The organism is Streptomyces canus 299MFChir4.1 (assembly GCF_000383615.1).
GTDB lineage: Bacteria > Actinomycetota > Actinomycetes > Streptomycetales > Streptomycetaceae > Streptomyces > Streptomyces canus_C.
On record NZ_KB911584.1, the window covers coordinates 151,440 to 167,175 of the forward strand.

General features: G+C 70.4%; 15 protein-coding genes. All 15 read right to left on the minus strand.

Annotation, left to right across the window (positions count from 1 at the left end):
• Positions 1-2: 2 nt before the first annotated feature.
• The 15 genes from H293_RS0108645 to pgsA all read right to left on the minus strand — a co-directional run bounded on the left by H293_RS0108645 (position 3) and on the right by pgsA (position 15,709).
• Positions 3-2,540 carry a RelA/SpoT family protein gene (locus H293_RS0108645; protein WP_020117477.1) on the minus strand — a complete coding sequence of 846 codons (2,538 nt, stop codon included), beginning with the start codon at positions 2,538-2,540 and terminating at the stop codon, positions 3-5.
• Between the two features lie 238 nt (positions 2,541-2,778).
• Positions 2,779-3,327 carry an adenine phosphoribosyltransferase gene (locus H293_RS0108650; RefSeq protein WP_020117478.1) on the minus strand — a complete coding sequence of 183 codons (549 nt, stop codon included), beginning with the start codon at positions 3,325-3,327 and terminating at the stop codon, positions 2,779-2,781.
• Positions 3,324-4,436, minus strand: coding sequence for a protein translocase subunit SecF (secF, locus tag H293_RS0108655; RefSeq protein ID WP_020117479.1), 1,113 nt, complete (start codon positions 4,434-4,436; stop codon positions 3,324-3,326). Before secF ends, H293_RS0108650 begins: the two co-directional genes overlap by 4 nt.
• Positions 4,437-4,438: 2 nt before the next feature.
• Positions 4,439-6,190, minus strand: coding sequence for a protein translocase subunit SecD (gene secD, locus H293_RS0108660; RefSeq protein ID WP_199790142.1), 1,752 nt, complete (start codon positions 6,188-6,190; stop codon positions 4,439-4,441).
• Between the two features lie 131 nt (positions 6,191-6,321).
• The gene (gene yajC, locus H293_RS0108665; protein WP_020117481.1) at positions 6,322-6,831 is read right to left on the minus strand and encodes a preprotein translocase subunit YajC; all 510 of its coding nucleotides are present in this window, start codon (positions 6,829-6,831) and stop codon (positions 6,322-6,324) included.
• A gap of 173 nt (positions 6,832-7,004) precedes the next feature.
• On the minus strand, positions 7,005-8,075 hold the full coding sequence (gene ruvB, locus H293_RS0108670) for a Holliday junction branch migration DNA helicase RuvB (protein ID WP_020117482.1): 1,071 nt from the start codon (positions 8,073-8,075) through the stop codon (positions 7,005-7,007).
• Positions 8,076-8,085: 10 nt separating this feature from the next.
• A complete protein-coding gene (gene ruvA / locus H293_RS0108675) occupies positions 8,086-8,691 on the minus strand; it encodes a Holliday junction branch migration protein RuvA (RefSeq protein WP_020117483.1) in 606 nt (201 codons plus the stop codon).
• Positions 8,688-9,227, minus strand: coding sequence for a crossover junction endodeoxyribonuclease RuvC (ruvC, locus tag H293_RS0108680; protein ID WP_028807675.1), 540 nt, complete (start codon positions 9,225-9,227; stop codon positions 8,688-8,690). Before ruvC ends, ruvA begins: the two co-directional genes overlap by 4 nt.
• 122 nt (positions 9,228-9,349) lie before the next feature.
• Positions 9,350-10,102 carry a YebC/PmpR family DNA-binding transcriptional regulator gene (locus H293_RS0108685; RefSeq protein WP_020117485.1) on the minus strand — a complete coding sequence of 251 codons (753 nt, stop codon included), beginning with the start codon at positions 10,100-10,102 and terminating at the stop codon, positions 9,350-9,352.
• A gap of 49 nt (positions 10,103-10,151) precedes the next feature.
• On the minus strand, positions 10,152-10,757 hold the full coding sequence (gene pdxT, locus H293_RS0108690; RefSeq protein WP_020117486.1) for a pyridoxal 5'-phosphate synthase glutaminase subunit PdxT: 606 nt from the start codon (positions 10,755-10,757) through the stop codon (positions 10,152-10,154).
• 6 nt (positions 10,758-10,763) lie between these two features.
• Positions 10,764-11,669 carry a pyridoxal 5'-phosphate synthase lyase subunit PdxS gene (pdxS, locus tag H293_RS0108695; protein WP_020117487.1) on the minus strand — a complete coding sequence of 302 codons (906 nt, stop codon included), beginning with the start codon at positions 11,667-11,669 and terminating at the stop codon, positions 10,764-10,766.
• Between the two features lie 109 nt (positions 11,670-11,778).
• Positions 11,779-12,321, minus strand: coding sequence for a LemA family protein (locus H293_RS0108700; RefSeq protein WP_028807676.1), 543 nt, complete (start codon positions 12,319-12,321; stop codon positions 11,779-11,781).
• Between the two features lie 546 nt (positions 12,322-12,867).
• A complete protein-coding gene (locus H293_RS0108705) occupies positions 12,868-14,037 on the minus strand; it encodes a glycosyltransferase family 4 protein (protein WP_020117489.1) in 1,170 nt (389 codons plus the stop codon).
• On the minus strand, positions 14,034-14,951 hold the full coding sequence (locus tag H293_RS0108710; RefSeq protein ID WP_020117490.1) for a phosphatidylinositol mannoside acyltransferase: 918 nt from the start codon (positions 14,949-14,951) through the stop codon (positions 14,034-14,036). Before H293_RS0108710 ends, H293_RS0108705 begins: the two co-directional genes overlap by 4 nt.
• Positions 14,948-15,709 (minus strand): phosphatidylinositol phosphate synthase, encoded by a 762-nt coding sequence (gene pgsA / locus H293_RS0108715; protein ID WP_020117491.1) that lies wholly within the window; start codon positions 15,707-15,709, stop codon positions 14,948-14,950. The genes H293_RS0108710 and pgsA overlap by 4 nt, the downstream gene beginning before the upstream one ends.
• Between the last annotated feature and the right edge of the window lie 27 nt (positions 15,710-15,736).

Here is a 15,736-nt window from a genome sequence, read left to right on the forward strand (position 1 = left end):
CGCTACGACCGGCTCCGCGCCGACGTCACGCGGTAGACGTCGTACACGCCCTCCACGCCCCTGACCGCCTTCAGGACGTGACCGAGGTGCTTCGGGTCGCCCATCTCGAAGGTGAAGCGGGAGGTGGCGACGCGGTCGCGGGAGGTCTGGACGGCCGCGGAGAGGATGTTGACGTGCTGGTCGGACAGGACGCGGGTGACGTCGGAGAGGAGCCGGGAGCGGTCCAGGGCCTCGACCTGGATGGCGACCAGGAAGACCGAGGACTGCGTGGGCGCCCACTCGACCTCGAGGATGCGCTCGGGCTCCCGGGACAGTGACTCCACGTTGACGCAGTCGTTGCGGTGAACCGATACGCCACTACCCCGGGTGACGAAGCCGATGATCGGGTCGCCGGGGACGGGGGTGCAGCAGCGGGCCAGCTTGACCCACACGTCCTCGACGCCCTTGACGACGACACCGGGGTCGGCGTTGGTACGCCGCTTGCGCCCGCGGCCGTGGGACGGCGGGACCGACTCGTCGATCTCCTCGGTGGCCGCCTCCTCGCCGCCGAGCGCCTGGACCAGCTTCTGCACGATGTTCTGCGCGGAGACATGGCCCTCACCGATCGCCGCGTACAGCGCGGAGATGTCCGAGTACCGCATCTCGTGCGCGAGCGTGACGAGGGAGTCACCTGTGAGGATGCGCTGGATCGGCAGGTTCTGCTTGCGCATCGCGCGGACGATGGAGTCCTTGCCCTGCTCGATCGCCTCGTCGCGGCGCTCCTTGGAGAACCAGGCACGGATCTTGTTGCGCGCCCGCGGCGACTTCACGAAGTTCAGCCAGTCCCGGGACGGCCCGGCCCCGGGCGCCTTGGACGTGAAGACCTCGACGAGGTCGCCGTTGTCCAGGGTCGACTCCAGCGGCACGAGACGGCCGTTGACGCGGGCTCCTATGGTGCGGTGGCCCACCTCGGTGTGCACCGCGTACGAGAAGTCCACCGGGGTGGCACCGGCCGGCAGCGCTATGACGTCGCCCTTGGGGGTGAAGACGAAGACCTCGTTGCGCGAGAGGTCGAAGCGCAGGGACTCCAGGAACTCGCCGGGGTCCTCGGTCTCCTTCTGCCAGTCGAGGAGCTGACGCAGCCACGCCATGTCGTTGAGGTGGTCGTCCTTGCCGGTGGTCCTCGGCTGGTCCGAGCGGACCTTGGAGGTGCCGGCGACGGCCTCCTGCTTGTACTTCCAGTGCGCGGCGATGCCGTACTCGGCGCGGCGGTGCATGTCGAAGGTGCGGATCTGCAGTTCGACCGGCTTGCCGTTCGGCCCGATGACCGTCGTGTGGAGCGACTGGTACATGTTGAACTTGGGCATCGCGATGTAGTCCTTGAACCGGCCGGGGACCGGGTTCCATCGCGCGTGCACGGTGCCGAGGGCGGCGTAGCAGTCGCGGACGGTGTCGACGAGGACGCGGATGCCGACCAGGTCGTAGATCTCCGCGAAGTCGCGACCGCGGACGATCATCTTCTGGTAGACGCTGTAGTAGTGCTTGGGGCGGCCGGTGACGGTGGCCTTGATCCGGGCCGCGCGCAGGTCGGACTGGACCTCGTCGGTCACTATGGCCAGGTACTCGTCACGCTTCGGCGCCCGCTCGGCCACCAGCCGGACGATCTCGTCGTACATCTTGGGGTAGAGGATCGCGAAGGCGAGGTCCTCCAGCTCCCACTTGATGGTGTTCATGCCCAAGCGGTGGGCGAGCGGCGCGTAGATCTCCAGCGTCTCGCGCGCCTTCTTCTCCTGCTTCTCGCGCTTGAGGTAGCGCATGGTGCGCATGTTGTGCAGCCGGTCGGCGAGCTTGATGACCAGGACGCGCGGGTCCTTGGCCATGGCCACGACCATCTTGCGCACGGTCTCGGCCTGCGCGGCCTCGCCGAACTTGACCTTGTCCAGTTTGGTGACGCCGTCGACGAGCAGCGCCACGGAGTCGCCGAAGTCGCGGCGGAGCTGGTCGAGGCCGTATTCGGTGTCCTCGACGGTGTCGTGCAGCAGGCCCGCCATCAGGGTCGCCGGGTCCATGCCGAGCTCGGCGAGGATCGTGGTCACGGCGAGGGGGTGGGTGATGTACGGGTCGCCGCTCTTGCGCTTCTGGCCGCGGTGCCAGCGCTCCGCGACCTGGTACGCCTTCTCGATCTGGCGCAGGGTCGCGGTCTCGATCTTCGGGTCGTTGCTGCGCACTATCCGCAGCAGGGGCTCCAGGACCGGGTTGTACGGGTTGGAGCGCTGGACGCCGAGACGGGCGAGACGGGCACGGACGCGGTTGGAGGAGCCGGTGCGGGCGGGCTGGCCCGTGTTCGTGCGGGCCGCCGGGGTCGCCGAACCGGCGGGCTCGGACGAGGCGGGCTTGGGTCGGGGCGGCTCGGCCGGCTTGTCGACGGGCGCGGACTGGGCGTGCTCGACCGGCCCGCGGACGTCGTTCGTCGCGGTCTTCGCGTCCGGCGCGGGCTTCGCCGCGGGCGCCGAGCCGGGCTCGGGCTTGGCGGCGGTCAGTGGCTGGGCCTCGTCTGGCAAGAGGACTCCTCGTGCGCGATCCGAATCCCCCGGTCAGGCTCCGGAGAACCCATGGTAGCGATCCTGCGCCCCGGCATCGCCCGCAGGCCGATGTGAGGGTCGTCTACCTCTGGAACACGAGGGGCTGCCGTCGGCATTCCGCCGGATCCGGGCGGGGCGCCTCGCTCCACCATGCGCGACGGCCGTCCCGGTCTCCCGGAACGGCCGTCGCACGATGCATGCGTGGTGCGGTCGGAGATCAGACCACGAGCAGCGCTTCCAGCGGGGCGCCCGAAAGGGCCGGCTCCAGACGGGCCCGCCCGCCCAGGAAGCCCAGCTCCATCAGCACCGCGAGGCCCGCCACCTCGGCGCCCGCGCGGTGGATGAGCTCGATGGACGCCTCGGCGGTGCCGCCCGTGGCCAGCACGTCGTCGACGATCAGGATGCGGTCGTCGGCGGACAGGTCCTCCGCGTGCACCTCGATCTCCGCCGAGCCGTACTCCAGGTCGTACGCCTGGCTGAGGGTCGCCCCAGGGAGCTTGCCCGCCTTGCGCACGGGGATGAAGCCCAGTCCCGCGCGGACGGCGACCGGGGCGCCGAGGATGAAGCCCCGGGCCTCCAGACCGACGATCTTCGTGGCGCCGGTGTTCGCGGCGACCGCGGCCAGCGCGTCGGTGAGCGCCGTGAACGCCGCCGGGTCCGCCAGGAGCGGGGTGATGTCCTTGAACATCACCCCCGGCTCCGGGTAGTCGGCCACATCGCGGATACGGCTGAGCAGCAGCGCCGTGATGTCTACGAGTCCGGTCATCGGCGCTTGCCCGAGGGACGGCCACGGCCACGGCCGCGGGAGGCGGGCTGGGTGCGCGGACCGACGACCGCGTGCGCGGAGTCCTCCGGCTCACCCTCGTCCGAGAAGTCGCCGCGGACCTCCGCGAGTTCCTCCTCGGCGGTGGCCTGCGAGCGCTTGGCCAGGACCCGCTTCCTGAGGGCCTTCATGGCCGGCTCGCGCTCCTTGAGGTCGGCGACGAGCGGGGTGGCGATGAAGATCGAGGAGTACGCACCGGCGGCGAGACCGACGAACAGCGACAGCGAGATGTCGTTGAGCGTGCCCGCGCCGAGGAAACCGCCACCGATGAACAGCAGGCCCGCCACCGGAAGCAGCGCGACCACCGTGGTGTTGATCGAGCGGACCAGGGTGCCGTTGATCGAGCGGTTGGCGATGTCGCTGTAGGTCCAGCGGTTCTGCTTGGTGATGTCCTTGGTCTGCTCCTTGAGGGAGTCGAAGACGACCACCGTGTCGTAGAGCGAGTAGCCGAGGATGGTCAGCAGACCGATCACCGTGCCCGGCGTGACCTCGAAGCCGACGAGGGCGTAGATGCCGACGGTGATGGTGATGTCGTGGATCAGGGCGACGAGCGCCGCGATGGCCATGCGCCACTCGAAGGCGATCGCCAGATAGATCACGACGAGGACCATGAAGATCGCCAGACCCTGCCAGGCCTTGTTGGCGATCTGGTCGCCCCAGCTGGGTCCGACCAGATCGGCGGCGATGCTCTCCGGGTCGACCTTGAAGTCCTTGGCCAGGTCCGTCTTGATCTGGTCGGACTGCTTGGTGTCCATGCCGGCGATCTGGATGCGCAGCGTGCCGTTGCCGAGCTTCTGCACCACGGCGTCGTGGCCGGAGGCTTCCTTCGCGAAGTCCTCGGCCTGGGAGACCGAGACGCTGGTCTTCTCGGTGGTGAAGACCGCGCCGCCCTGGAAGTCGATGCCCATGTTGAGGCCGCGTACCGCGAGGCCCAGGATCGCCGTGATGGTGATCAGGATCGAGATGCCGTACCAGAGCTTGCGGTGACCGATGAAGTCGTAGCTGATCTCGCCGCGGTGCAGTCGGGCGCCGAGGTTGCCGAGTTTCGACATGCTCACGCCTCCTTCGTCTCAACGGGGGCGGGACGGCGGGTGCGGCGCAGCGGCGGCTTGGCACCCAGGCTCTTCGGGTCGAGGCCGGACCACTTGCTGCCGCTCGCGAAGAACTTCCGGCGGGCCAGCAGCGTCATCAGCGGCTTGGTGAAGAAGAAGACCACCACCACGTCGAGCACGGTGGTCAGACCGAGCGTGAACGCGAAGCCCTGGACCTTGCCTACCGTCACGATGAACAGCACCGCGGCGGCGAGGAACGACACGAAGTCGGAGACCAGGATGGTGCGCCGGGCACGCGGCCAGGCCCGCTCGACGGCGGGGCGCAGCGAGCGGCCCTCGCGGATCTCGTCCCTTATGCGTTCGAAGTACACGATGAACGAGTCCGCGGTGATACCGATCGCGACGATGGCACCGCACACGGCCGGCAGGTTCAGCGCGAAGCCGATGGCCGGGCCGAGCAGCGCCATGAGCACGTAGGTGAGGATGCCGGAGACCAGCAGCGAGGCCATCGCGACGAGCGACAGACCCCGGTAGTAGGCCACCAGGTAGATCACGACCAGCAGGAGGCCGATGGCACCGGCGAGCAGACCGGCGTGCAGCTGGTCACCGCCGAGCGCGGCGGTCACCGTGGTCACGCTCTGCTCCTGGAAGGAGAGCGGGAGGGCGCCGTACGACAGCATGTTGGCGAGGTTCTGGGCCTCGTCCTGCGTGAAGCTGCCGGAGATCTGGGCGCTGCCGCCGGTGATCGAGGAGCTGACATAGGGGCTGGAGACGACCTCGCCGTCGAGGACGATGCCGAACTCGTTCTGCGGCTGGGTGTTCTTCGCGAGCTGGCCCGTGATGTCCGCGAACTTCTTCGCGCCCTTGCCGGTGAAGGTCATGGTGACCTGCCAGCCGGCGGCGGTCTGCGTGTCGAAGACCGCCTGGGCCTTCTTGACCTCGGTGCCGTCGACGGCGGCCGGGCCGAGCAGGTACTTGTACCAGACGCCGGAGCTCTCGCCACAGCCCAAGGTCGGCTCGCCCGGCTTGGCGCCCTCGCCCGCGGCGGTGCGCTGCGCCTTCTTGGAGCAGTCCAGGGCGGCGTACTGGGCCTGGAGCTTGGCCTGGGCGGCGGACGGAGCGTTGCTGGCGGGGGCCGACGGGGACGCGGAGCTCGACGCGCTCGCGGACGCCGACGGCGTGGAGTCGGCCTTCAGCGCGTCGCTGACCGCGCGACCCTGCGAGGTGGCGGTGGCCGACGGGGAGGACGACGAGGTCGCCTTCTCGCCGGTGCCGGACTTGCTCGCGGAGGGGCTGGGCGAGGCGGTCGAGGAGCCGCTGGCGGACGGGCTCGGCGTGGCGGCCGCGGCGCCGGTGGCTTCCTGGGCAAGGACCGGACGGAAGTACAGCTTGGCGGTGGTGCCGACCTGGTCGCGGGCCTCCTTGGAGTTGGTGCCCTTGGGGATGTTCACGATGATGTTGCGGTCACCCTGGGTCTGCACCTCCGCCTCGGAGACGCCCAGGCCGTTGACACGGCGGTTCATGATGTCGACCGCGGTGTCCATGTTGGCCTTGTTGATCGCGGACCCTTGGTCGGCCTTGGCCTCCAGCGTGATGCTGGTGCCTCCGGCAAGGTCGATGCCGAGACGCGGGGTGGTGTGTCCGGAGAGGAACATTCCACCGGTGAGCGCCACGATGGCGATCAGGATCAGGGCCAGCGCGCGCCCTGGCTTGCTCTGGGCACTCGCGCTCCGGCCCCTTTTAGGTGCTGCCACCTTCTCGTACTCCCTCTCGGGCCGCTCTCGCGCCGGTCGGCGGGCGGGCGGCCATGACTGGTGTCGGGATCCCGTGCGAGCCGCGCAGGTCCGGGGCGCGCCGAGCTGGTGGCGCGCACCCCGGAGTGCGACTACTTCGCGTCGGAGTCGCCGTCGGTCTTCTTCGGCTCGTCGTCCGACTTCGCCTCGGCGGCCTCGGCGGGCGCGTCGTCGGCGGGCTCCTCGGCCGTGTCCTTCTTACCGAGGTCGACGGACTTCTCGTCGGAGGCGGCGGCAGCTTCGTCGGCGGACTCGTCGGTCTCGGTGAGGGAGGAGGCGTCGTCCGGGACGACGTCGGAGTCGGACTTCAGGTCGTGCTCGATGCCGTGCACGATGCGGTTGTACTCGTCGTCCGTGAGCACGGCACCGATGGAGTTCTTCGCGAAGAGAAGATCGACGCCGGGAGCGGCGTCGAGGAGGACCGTGTCCTCGTTGACCTCCTTCACCGTGGCGTACATGCCCCCGATGGTGCGGACGCCGCTGCCGGGCTGCATGTCGTTCCGCATGCTCGCGGCCTGCTGCTGCTTCTTCTTGGCCGAGCGGGTCATCAGGAACATGGCCCCGATGAGCACGATGAACGGGAGGAGGGTCACGAGACTCACGGGTCGGTACTTCCTTCACGCGACCGCGAAGAGAGCGGCCTGATGGTTGGGGGTATGTATACCGCCGACAAAGGCGGCATCGGCGGAGTCTAAGCGAGTCCGCGCGCAGGGAACAACGCTCAGCATCGCACCAGGGTTCCGGACCCGGCCAATGCTTCGCCGTCACAAAGGCATCACGTCCCGAACAGGTCCTGTTGTCCGTTTCCTGTGGACGCCGAGCGGGGCGGGGTGAGGCCGAGATGCGCCCATGCGGCGGGTGTGGCGACGCGTCCGCGCGGGGTGCGGGCGAGCAGGCCCTCCCGTACGAGGAAGGGCTCGGCCACCTCTTCGACGGTCTCGCGCTCCTCCCCCACCGCGACCGCGAGCGTGGACAGGCCGACCGGGCCGCCGCCGAAGAGCTTGAGCAGGGCTTCCAGGACTCCGCGGTCGAGGCGGTCGAGGCCCCGGGCGTCGACCTCGTAGACCTTGAGCGCGGCCGCGGCGATGTCGCGGGTGATGATCCCGTCGGCCTTGACCTGGGCGTAGTCCCGGACCCGGCGCAGCAGGCGGTTGGCGATACGGGGTGTTCCGCGGGAGCGGCCCGCGATCTCGGCGGCGCCCTCGGAGCCGATCTCGACATCGAGCAGGTTGGCCGAGCGGTGGATGACGCGCTCCAGCTCGGCGGGCTCGTAGAACTCCATGTGGGCGGTGAAACCGAAGCGGTCGCGCAGCGGGGGCGGCAGCAGGCCCGCGCGCGTGGTGGCGCCGACCAGGGTGAACGGGGGCAGCTCCAGCGGGATGGCGGTGGCGCCGGGGCCCTTGCCGACGATGACGTCGACGCGGAAGTCCTCCATCGCCATGTACAGCATCTCCTCGGCGGGCCGCGACATGCGGTGGATCTCGTCGAGGAAGAGGACCTCGCCCTCCTGGAGGGAGGAGAGGATCGCGGCGAGGTCGCCGGCGTGCTGGATGGCGGGGCCCGAGGTGATGCGGATGGGGGCGCCCATCTCGGCCGCGATGATCATCGAGAGGGTGGTCTTGCCGAGGCCGGGGGCACCGGAGAGGAGCACGTGGTCGGCGGTGGCGCCCCGCGCGCGTGCGGCCCGCAGGACCAGGTCGAGCTGCTCGCGGACCTTCTCCTGACCGATGAACTCGTCCAGGTCCTTGGGGCGCAGGGCGGCCTCGACGGCCTGGTCCTCACCGTCGGCGGACGCACCGACCAGCCGCTCGGCGGTGGTCTCGTCGGTGGTGTCGTCCCAGTTCACTGACGTTCTCCTAGCGGGCGCGGTTCAGGGTTTGCAGGGCGGCCTTCAGCAGTCGGCCGACCTGAGGCGTGCCCTCGGACGCCTCTGCCTGCGGGGTCACGGCGGTGACGGCCTCGTCGGCCTCGCGCGTGGCGTACCCGAGGCCGATGAGGGCGGCGTGCAGCTGGTCGCGCCAGCCCTGGGTGACGGGAGCGCCGATCGCGGGGGCGCCGATCGGCTCGCCCAGCCGGTCCTTGAGCTCCAGGAGCAGCTTCTGGGCGCCCTTCTTGCCGATGCCGGGCACGGCGATGAGCGCCTTCTCGTCGCCTGTGGCCACCGCTCGGCGCAGCGCGTCCGGCGCGTGCACGGCGAGCATGGCCTGGGCAAGGCGCGGGCCGACTCCGCTGGCGGTCTGGAGCAGCTCGAAGATCTGGCGCTCGTCGTCGTCGACGAAGCCGTAGAGGGTGAGGGAGTCCTCGCGCACGACGAGGGAGGTGGCGAGCTTGGCCGGCTGGCCGAGGCGAAGGGTCGACAGCGTGTTCGGCGTGCACTGCACCGCCATGCCGACACCGCCGACCTCGACCACCGCGGTGTCGGGAGCGAGTGCGGCGATGGTGCCGCTCACGAAGGCGATCATGCCGTACGGCCTTTCCGTGCTGTGGCTGCGTGCAGGGCGACGGCCTGCTGGAGTCGGTTCTGGGCGGGCGCGCGCCAGATGTGGCAGATGGCGAGCGCGAGGGCGTCTGCGGCGTCGGCCGGTTTGGGCGGTGCGTCCAGCCGCAGCAGGCGGGTGACCATGGCGCCGACCTGGGCCTTGTCGGCGCGGCCGCTGCCGGTGACGGCGGCCTTGACCTCGCTCGGGGTGTGCAGGGCGACGGGGATGCCGCGGCGGGCGGCGCACAGCATGGCGACGGCGCTGGCCTGGGCGGTGCCCATCACCGTACGGACGTTGTGCTGGCTGAACACCCGCTCCACTGCGACGCATTCGGGCCGGTGTTCGTCCAGCCACTGCTCGATGCCCTGCTCGACGGCGACGAGCCGCTGCCCCAACTCGGCGTCCACGGGCGTGCGTACGACCCCGACGCCGATCATCGTGAGCGGCCGGCCCGCGACCCCCTCGACCACACCGACACCGCACCGCGTCAGTCCGGGGTCCACCCCGAGTACGCGCACCACGCCCCCCTCTCGCTTTCGATCGCCTGTTTGTGCAGGCTATCCGCTGCCACCGACAACGTCGGCGGGCCGGTGGGGTGTGTCCCACCGGCCCGCCGAAATCCGCTCAACTCGCGGCAGGGTTACGCGTCGACCTTCTCCATGACCTCGTCGCTGACGTCGAAGTTGGCGAAGACGTTCTGGACGTCGTCGCTGTCCTCGAGGGCGTCGATCAGCCTGAAGATCTTCCGGGCGCCCTCCTCGTCCAGCTCGACCTGCATGGTCGGGACGAAGTTGGCGTCGGCGGAGTCGTAGTCGATCCCGGCGTCCTGGAGCGCGGTGCGGACGGCGACCAGGTCGGTGGCCTCGCTGAGGATCTCGAAGGACTCGCCCAGGTCGTTGACCTCCTCGGCGCCCGCGTCCAGGACGGCACCGAGCACGTCGTCCTCGGTGAGCTCGCCCTTGGGGACGATGACGACGCCCTTGCGGTTGAAGAGGTACGACACCGAACCGGGGTCGGCCATGTTGCCGCCGTTGCGGGTCATGGCGACCCGCACGTCGGAGGCGGCGCGGTTGCGGTTGTCGGTGAGGCACTCGATGAGCACCGCGACGCCGTTCGGGCCGTAGCCCTCGTACATGATCGTCTCGTAGTCGGCGCCGCCGGCCTCAAGACCGCCGCCACGCTTGATCGCGGAGTCGATGTTCTTGTTCGGAACAGACGACTTCTTCGCCTTCTGCACGGCGTCGTACAGCGTCGGATTGCCGTCCAGGTCCACGCCGCCCATGCGCGCCGCGACCTCGATGTTCTTGATCAGCTTCGCGAAGAGCTTGCCGCGCTTGGCATCGATCACGGCCTTCTTGTGCTTCGTCGTGGCCCATTTAGAGTGGCCGGACATCTGCCTATCTCCTTCGCGTAACCCATCTCTGCAACCAACGCCTGAGATCCTACAAGGACTCCCGCGTCCGGTACGCGCGCACCATGTCGACAAAGAGGGAGTGCACGCGGTGGTCGCCGGTCAGTTCCGGGTGGAACGACGTGGCGAGCGCGTCGCCCTGACGCACCGCGACGATGTGGCCGTCGTGCTCGGCGAGCACCTCGGCCTGGGCGCCGACGGACTCCACCCAGGGGGCGCGGATGAAGACGCCTTCCACAGGATCGCCCGGGACTCCCTTGACGTCGACCGCGGCTTCGAAGGACTCGTTCTGACGTCCGAAGGCGTTGCGGCGCACGATCATGTCGATGCCGCCGATCGTCTCCTGGCCCGAGCGCGGGTCGAGGATCTTGTCGGCCAGCATGATCAGCCCCGCGCAGGTGCCGTAGACGGGCATGCCGTCCCGCACGCGCGCGCGGAGCGGCTCCATCACGCCGAACAGGACCGCCAGCTTGGAGATCGTGGTGGACTCGCCGCCGGGGATGACGAGGCCGTCCACCTCGGCGAGTTCGTCGGGGCGCCGCACCGGCCTGGCCACGGCGTCGGCCGCGGCCAGGGCCACGAGGTGCTCCCGGACGTCGCCCTGGAGGGCCAGGACGCCTATGACAGGAGTGCTCATGAGTGGTTACCAGCCGCGGTTGGCGTAGCGCTCGGCCTCGGGGAGGGTGTCGCAGTTGATGCCGACCATGGCCTCGCCGAGGTTGCGGGACGCGTCCGCGATGATCTTCGGGTCGTCGTAGAAGGTGGTGGCCTTCACGATGGCGGCGGCGCGCTTGGCGGGGTCGCCGGACTTGAAGATGCCGGAGCCGACGAAGACACCCTCGGCGCCGAGCTGGCGCATCAGCGCGGCGTCGGCCGGGGTCGCGACACCACCGGCGGAGAACAGCACCACGGGGAGCTTGCCGAGCTCGGCGACCTCCCTGACGAGCTCGTACGGGGCGCGCAGCTCCTTGGCGGCGGCGTAGAGCTCGTTGTTGTCGTAGCCGCGCAGGCGGGCGATCTCGTTCTTGATCTGGCGCAGGTGGCGGACGGCCTCGACGACGTTGCCGGTGCCGGCCTCGCCCTTGGAGCGGATCATCGCGGCGCCCTCGGCGATGCGGCGCAGGGCCTCGCCCAGGTTGGTGGCACCGCAGACGAAGGGGGTCGTGAACGCGAACTTGTCGCTGTGGTTGACCTCGTCGGCCGGGGTGAGGACCTCGGACTCGTCGATGTAGTCGACGCCGAGGGACTGCAGGACCTGGGCCTCGACGAAGTGGCCGATGCGGGACTTGGCCATGACCGGGATCGAGACGGCCTCGATGATGCCCTCGATCATGTCCGGGTCGGACATACGGGCCACGCCGCCGTCCTTGCGGATGTCGGCCGGCACCCGCTCCAGAGCCATGACGGCTACGGCGCCCGCGTCCTCCGCGATCTTCGCCTGCTCCGGTGTGACGACGTCCATGATCACGCCGCCCTTGAGCTGCTCCGCCATGCCGCGCTTCACGCGCGCGGTGCCGGTCTCGGGAGCCTGGTTCTCGATGCTGGACACGGGTTGACCTCGCTGAAGTGAAAGGGACTGCTGCAGCACCGAGGAAACGCCACCGGACCAGTCCACAGCAAGGGCCAATGCAGAGCCGGTGGATCGTTTTGCCTTCGGTCTACGCGGCCCGGTCCACCAGGGCCGCGGGCGGCTCGTCGTCCATCTCGAAGGCCATCGGGAAGGGGGCGTGGCCGGCCAGGCGGAACCAGCGGACCTTGCGGTGCTGGCGCAGCCGGCGGGCGGCGCCGACGGCGTCGTTGTGGAAGCGGCGGGCCATGGGGACCCGGCGTACGGCCTCGGTGAGCTCATGGGCGGCCGCCTCTCCCCCGGGCACCTCGCGAACCGCCTCCACCTGGGCCGGCTCCGCGAACACGGCCCTCAGTGCCTGGCTCAGCTCGCTCTCGGCCACTTCCCGCTGCTCTTCCTCGGCCTGCCGGGCGGCGTGCGCGGCCTCGTACAGGACGATCGACGCGGCCGGGTCGAGCACGCCCGAGGTGGCCAGCTCCTGGGCCACGGAGGCACGCCGGAGCAACTGCGCGTCCAGGCCCGCGCGCGTGGCGTCGATCCTGGCGTGCAGCCGGTCGAGACGGCCCGCGGTCCAGCTCAGATAAAGGCCGATCGCGACCAGCGCGACGAGAATCCAGATGAGGGTGGCAGTCACGGGCAGCAAGGCTATCGGGGCGGGTGGGGGCCGGGTGGGCCAGGCACGGGTGGACCGCCGCGGGCGAGACGAGGGCGGGCCGGGGGATGTCCGAGCGCCAGGAGGCTGTCACTGGCGACCCTGGAGGTCCGCGTCGGCAGTTCCCTCCCGGGGGCAGGTCAGCCGGTGCCGTGCCGGGCGGGCCGCCGCCCGTCCCTCAGGGCCACCCAGTCACCGGTACGGCCGTCCGGTCGGGTGCGTGCGGCGCCTCACGCGGTGACCGGGCGCGGGACGAGACGACCAGGTCCGTGACAGGCATGCGGGCGCCCGCGATGCGGCCCCGCCTCGCAGGGCCACGACAGTGCTCAGCCGCCGGCCCGGCGATCAATTCGTCCCCCTCACCGGGTGCCCCAGCACGCGGCGAGTCGACCTCCCCCCGACCACCCCCAAGGCCGCAACCCAGGTCAGTCCCCTGCGCGGCGGCCACATCGGCAGCCTGCCCAAGTGACCGTGCACGGGGCGAGTCGGCCTGAGTCCGGCGACCCCGCCCAGCCCCCGCCGCGGCGATCAGTCCCGGGCCAGTCCCAGGCGCGCTCGCAAGCCCGGCCCCCGGTCGTCGTCCGCCGTCGCCACCGCCGCCGCGCCCGACGTCACCGTTTCGTAGACCGACAGGATGTCCGCGCCGACGGTCGACCAGTCGAAGCGGCGGACGTGTGCGCGGCCGCGGTCGCGGAGTTCGGCCAGTCTCGCCGGGTCGCCGAGCAGTCGTACCGCCGCCTCGGCCAGCGCGTCCGCGTCCTCGTTGGCGAAGAGCTCGCCCGCCCCGCCGTAGTCGAGGACCTGGGCGAAGGCGTCGAGGTCGGAGGCGAGCACCGGGGCGCCCGCGGACATGGCCTCGACCAGGATGATCCCGAAGCTCTCGCCGCCGGTGTTGGGGGCGACGTACAGGTCGACGCTGCGCAGGAAGCGCGCCTTGTCCTGGTCGCTGACCATGCCGAGGAACTCCACGCGCGCGCGCAGTTCCTCCGGAAGGGACTCCACCGCCTCCTTCTCGTCGCCGCGCCCGGCGACCAGCAGCCTGGTCTGCGGACGTTCGGCGAGGATCCTCGGCAGGGCCTTCATCAGCACCGGCAGGCCCTTGCGGGGCTCGTCGATGCGGCCCATGAAACCGATCGTGTCGCCCTGCCACTCGGGCTTCGGCTGGGCCTTGGCGAAGAAGCCGACGTCCACGCCGTTCGGGATCACCACCGCGTCGCCGCCGAGGTGCTCGACGAGGGTGCGGCGGGCGTACTCGCTCACCGCGATCCGGGCGCTGATCTTCTCGAGGGCGGCCTGGAGGATCGAGTACGCGGCGACCATGACGCGCGAGCGCGGGTTCGAGGTGTGGAACGTGGCGACGATCGGCCCCTGCGCGGCCCAGCAGGTCAGCAGCCCGAGCGAGGGCGAGGACGGCTCGTGGATGTGGACGACGTCGAACGCCCCGTCGTGCAGCCAGCGCCGGACCCGGGCCGCCGACAGGAAGCCGAAGCTGAGGCGGGCCACCGAGCCGTTGTACGGCACCGGGACCGCACGGCCCGCCGAGACCACGTACGGCGGCAGCGGGGTGTCGTCGTCGGCCGGGGCGAGCACGGACACCTCGTGGCCGAGACGGATGAAGTACTCGGCGAGATCGCGGATGTGGAACTGGACGCCACCCGGCACGTCCCAGGAGTACGGGCAGACGATGCCGATTCTCACGGGCGGGCCCCGTCCGAGGGTCGGGGTTCGAGGTCCTTCAGCCACAAACGCTGCAGCATGTGCCAGTCCTCCGGATGGTCGGCGATCCCTGTGGCGAAGGCATCGGCCAGCGCCTGTGCCATGACAGACGTCTTTTCGGCCCGTGTACCTGTCTCGGGCACCCCGACCGGGGGATGCACCCGTCCCTGCATGACGGGCGAGTCGTCGTACCAGAGTGTCACCGGCAGCAGCAGCGCGCCCGTCTGCTGGGCCAGCAGGGCCGGGCCCGCGGGGATGCGGGTCGCCTCGCCGAAGAACCGCACCTCGACCCCGGAGGACGACAGGTCGCGTTCGGCGACCAGGCAGACCAGGCCGCCGTCCCGCAGCCGCCGGGCCAGCGTGCCGAAGGCGGTGCCGCCGCTGTGCGGGAGCACCTCCATGCCGAGGCCCTCGCGGTAGGCGACGAAACGGTCGTACAGCGTCTCGGGCTTGAGCCGTTCGGCGACCGTGGTGAACGGTGTCTCCAGCTTGGTGGTGACCCAGGCGCCGGCCAGATCCCAGTTGGCCATGTGCGGCAGCGCGAGGATGACGCCCTTGCCCGCGGCGAGTCCGTCGGTGAGGTGGTGCAGGCCCTTGGGGTCGAAGCCGGCCTTGATGCGCTCCTTGCTCCAGGCGGGCAGCCGGAAGGACTCCATCCAGTAGCGCAGATACGACCGCATGCCCGCGCGTGAGAGCTCGGCGAGGCGCTCGGGGCTCGCGTCGGGCAGCACGCGCGCGTAGTTGCCCTCCAACCGGAGCACGCCCTTGCCGCGCTGCTTCCAGGCCAGGTCGGCGATGCTCCGGCCGAGGCGCACGGCGACCGGCTCGGGGAGCTTCTTCACCACGCCCCAGCCGAGGCCGTACAGCGAGTCCGTCAGCCGCTCCCGGGCGCTCACTTCGCGGCCTCGCTCCCCTGTTCCCGGGACTCCCCCGCAGCAGGATGGGTCGTGGAGGGCTCGTCGGCGGCATCCTCGGCCTCCGCGGACTCCCGGCGGACCGTGACGACCCGCTGGATCAGCGTGACCAGGCTGCCGACGGCGACGATCCACAGGGCGACGGGCAGCAGGTACTGGATGCCGGGCACGCCGAACTTGTGCAGGCCCGCGAGGCCGGCCGCGACCAGCGAGATCACCAGACGCTCGGCGCGCTCGACGAGGCCGTTGACGGCGACCGGCAGTCCGATCGACTCGCCACGGGCCTTCGTGTACGACACCACCTGGCCGCTGGCCAGGCAGAAGATGGAGACCGCGCACAGGGCGATGTCGTCGCCCCCGCCCGCGTACCAGAGGGCGAAGCCGCCGAAGATCGCGCCGTCCGCGACCCGGTCGAGCGTGGAGTCCAGGAAGGCCCCCCAGCGGCTGGAGCGGCCGAGCTGCCGGGCCATGTTGCCGTCGACGAGGTCGGAGAACACGAACAGCGTGATCACGACCGTGCCCCAGAAGAACTCGCCCATGGGATAGAAGACCAGCGCGCCCGCGACCACTCCGGCCGTGCCGAGGAGGGTGACCGTGTCGGGGCTGACGCCCCTTCTGATCAGAAACGAGGCGAACGGCGTGAGAACACGCGTGAAGAAAGCACGCGCGTACTTGTTCAGCATGGCCTTCCCGAGGGTCGGTGTCGCCGCGCGGCCCCTGCTGGCCACCGGCTGGCCCATCGTAGCCACGCGCACGCGTGGGCGACG

Excerpts from the sequence above, each read along its gene's own strand:
- H293_RS0108650 (WP_020117478.1), bottom strand. The coding sequence starts at position 3,327 with ATGACCGGACTCGTAGACATCACGGCGCTGCTGCTCAGCCGTATCCGC.
- secF (WP_020117479.1), bottom strand. The coding sequence starts at position 4,436 with ATGTCGAAACTCGGCAACCTCGGCGCCCGACTGCACCGCGGCGAGATC.
- ruvA (WP_020117483.1), bottom strand. The coding sequence starts at position 8,691 with ATGATCGCCTTCGTGAGCGGCACCATCGCCGCACTCGCTCCCGACACC.
- H293_RS0108685 (WP_020117485.1), bottom strand. The coding sequence starts at position 10,102 with ATGTCCGGCCACTCTAAATGGGCCACGACGAAGCACAAGAAGGCCGTG.
- pdxT (WP_020117486.1), bottom strand. The coding sequence starts at position 10,757 with ATGAGCACTCCTGTCATAGGCGTCCTGGCCCTCCAGGGCGACGTCCGG.
- pgsA (WP_020117491.1), bottom strand. The coding sequence starts at position 15,709 with ATGGGCCAGCCGGTGGCCAGCAGGGGCCGCGCGGCGACACCGACCCTC.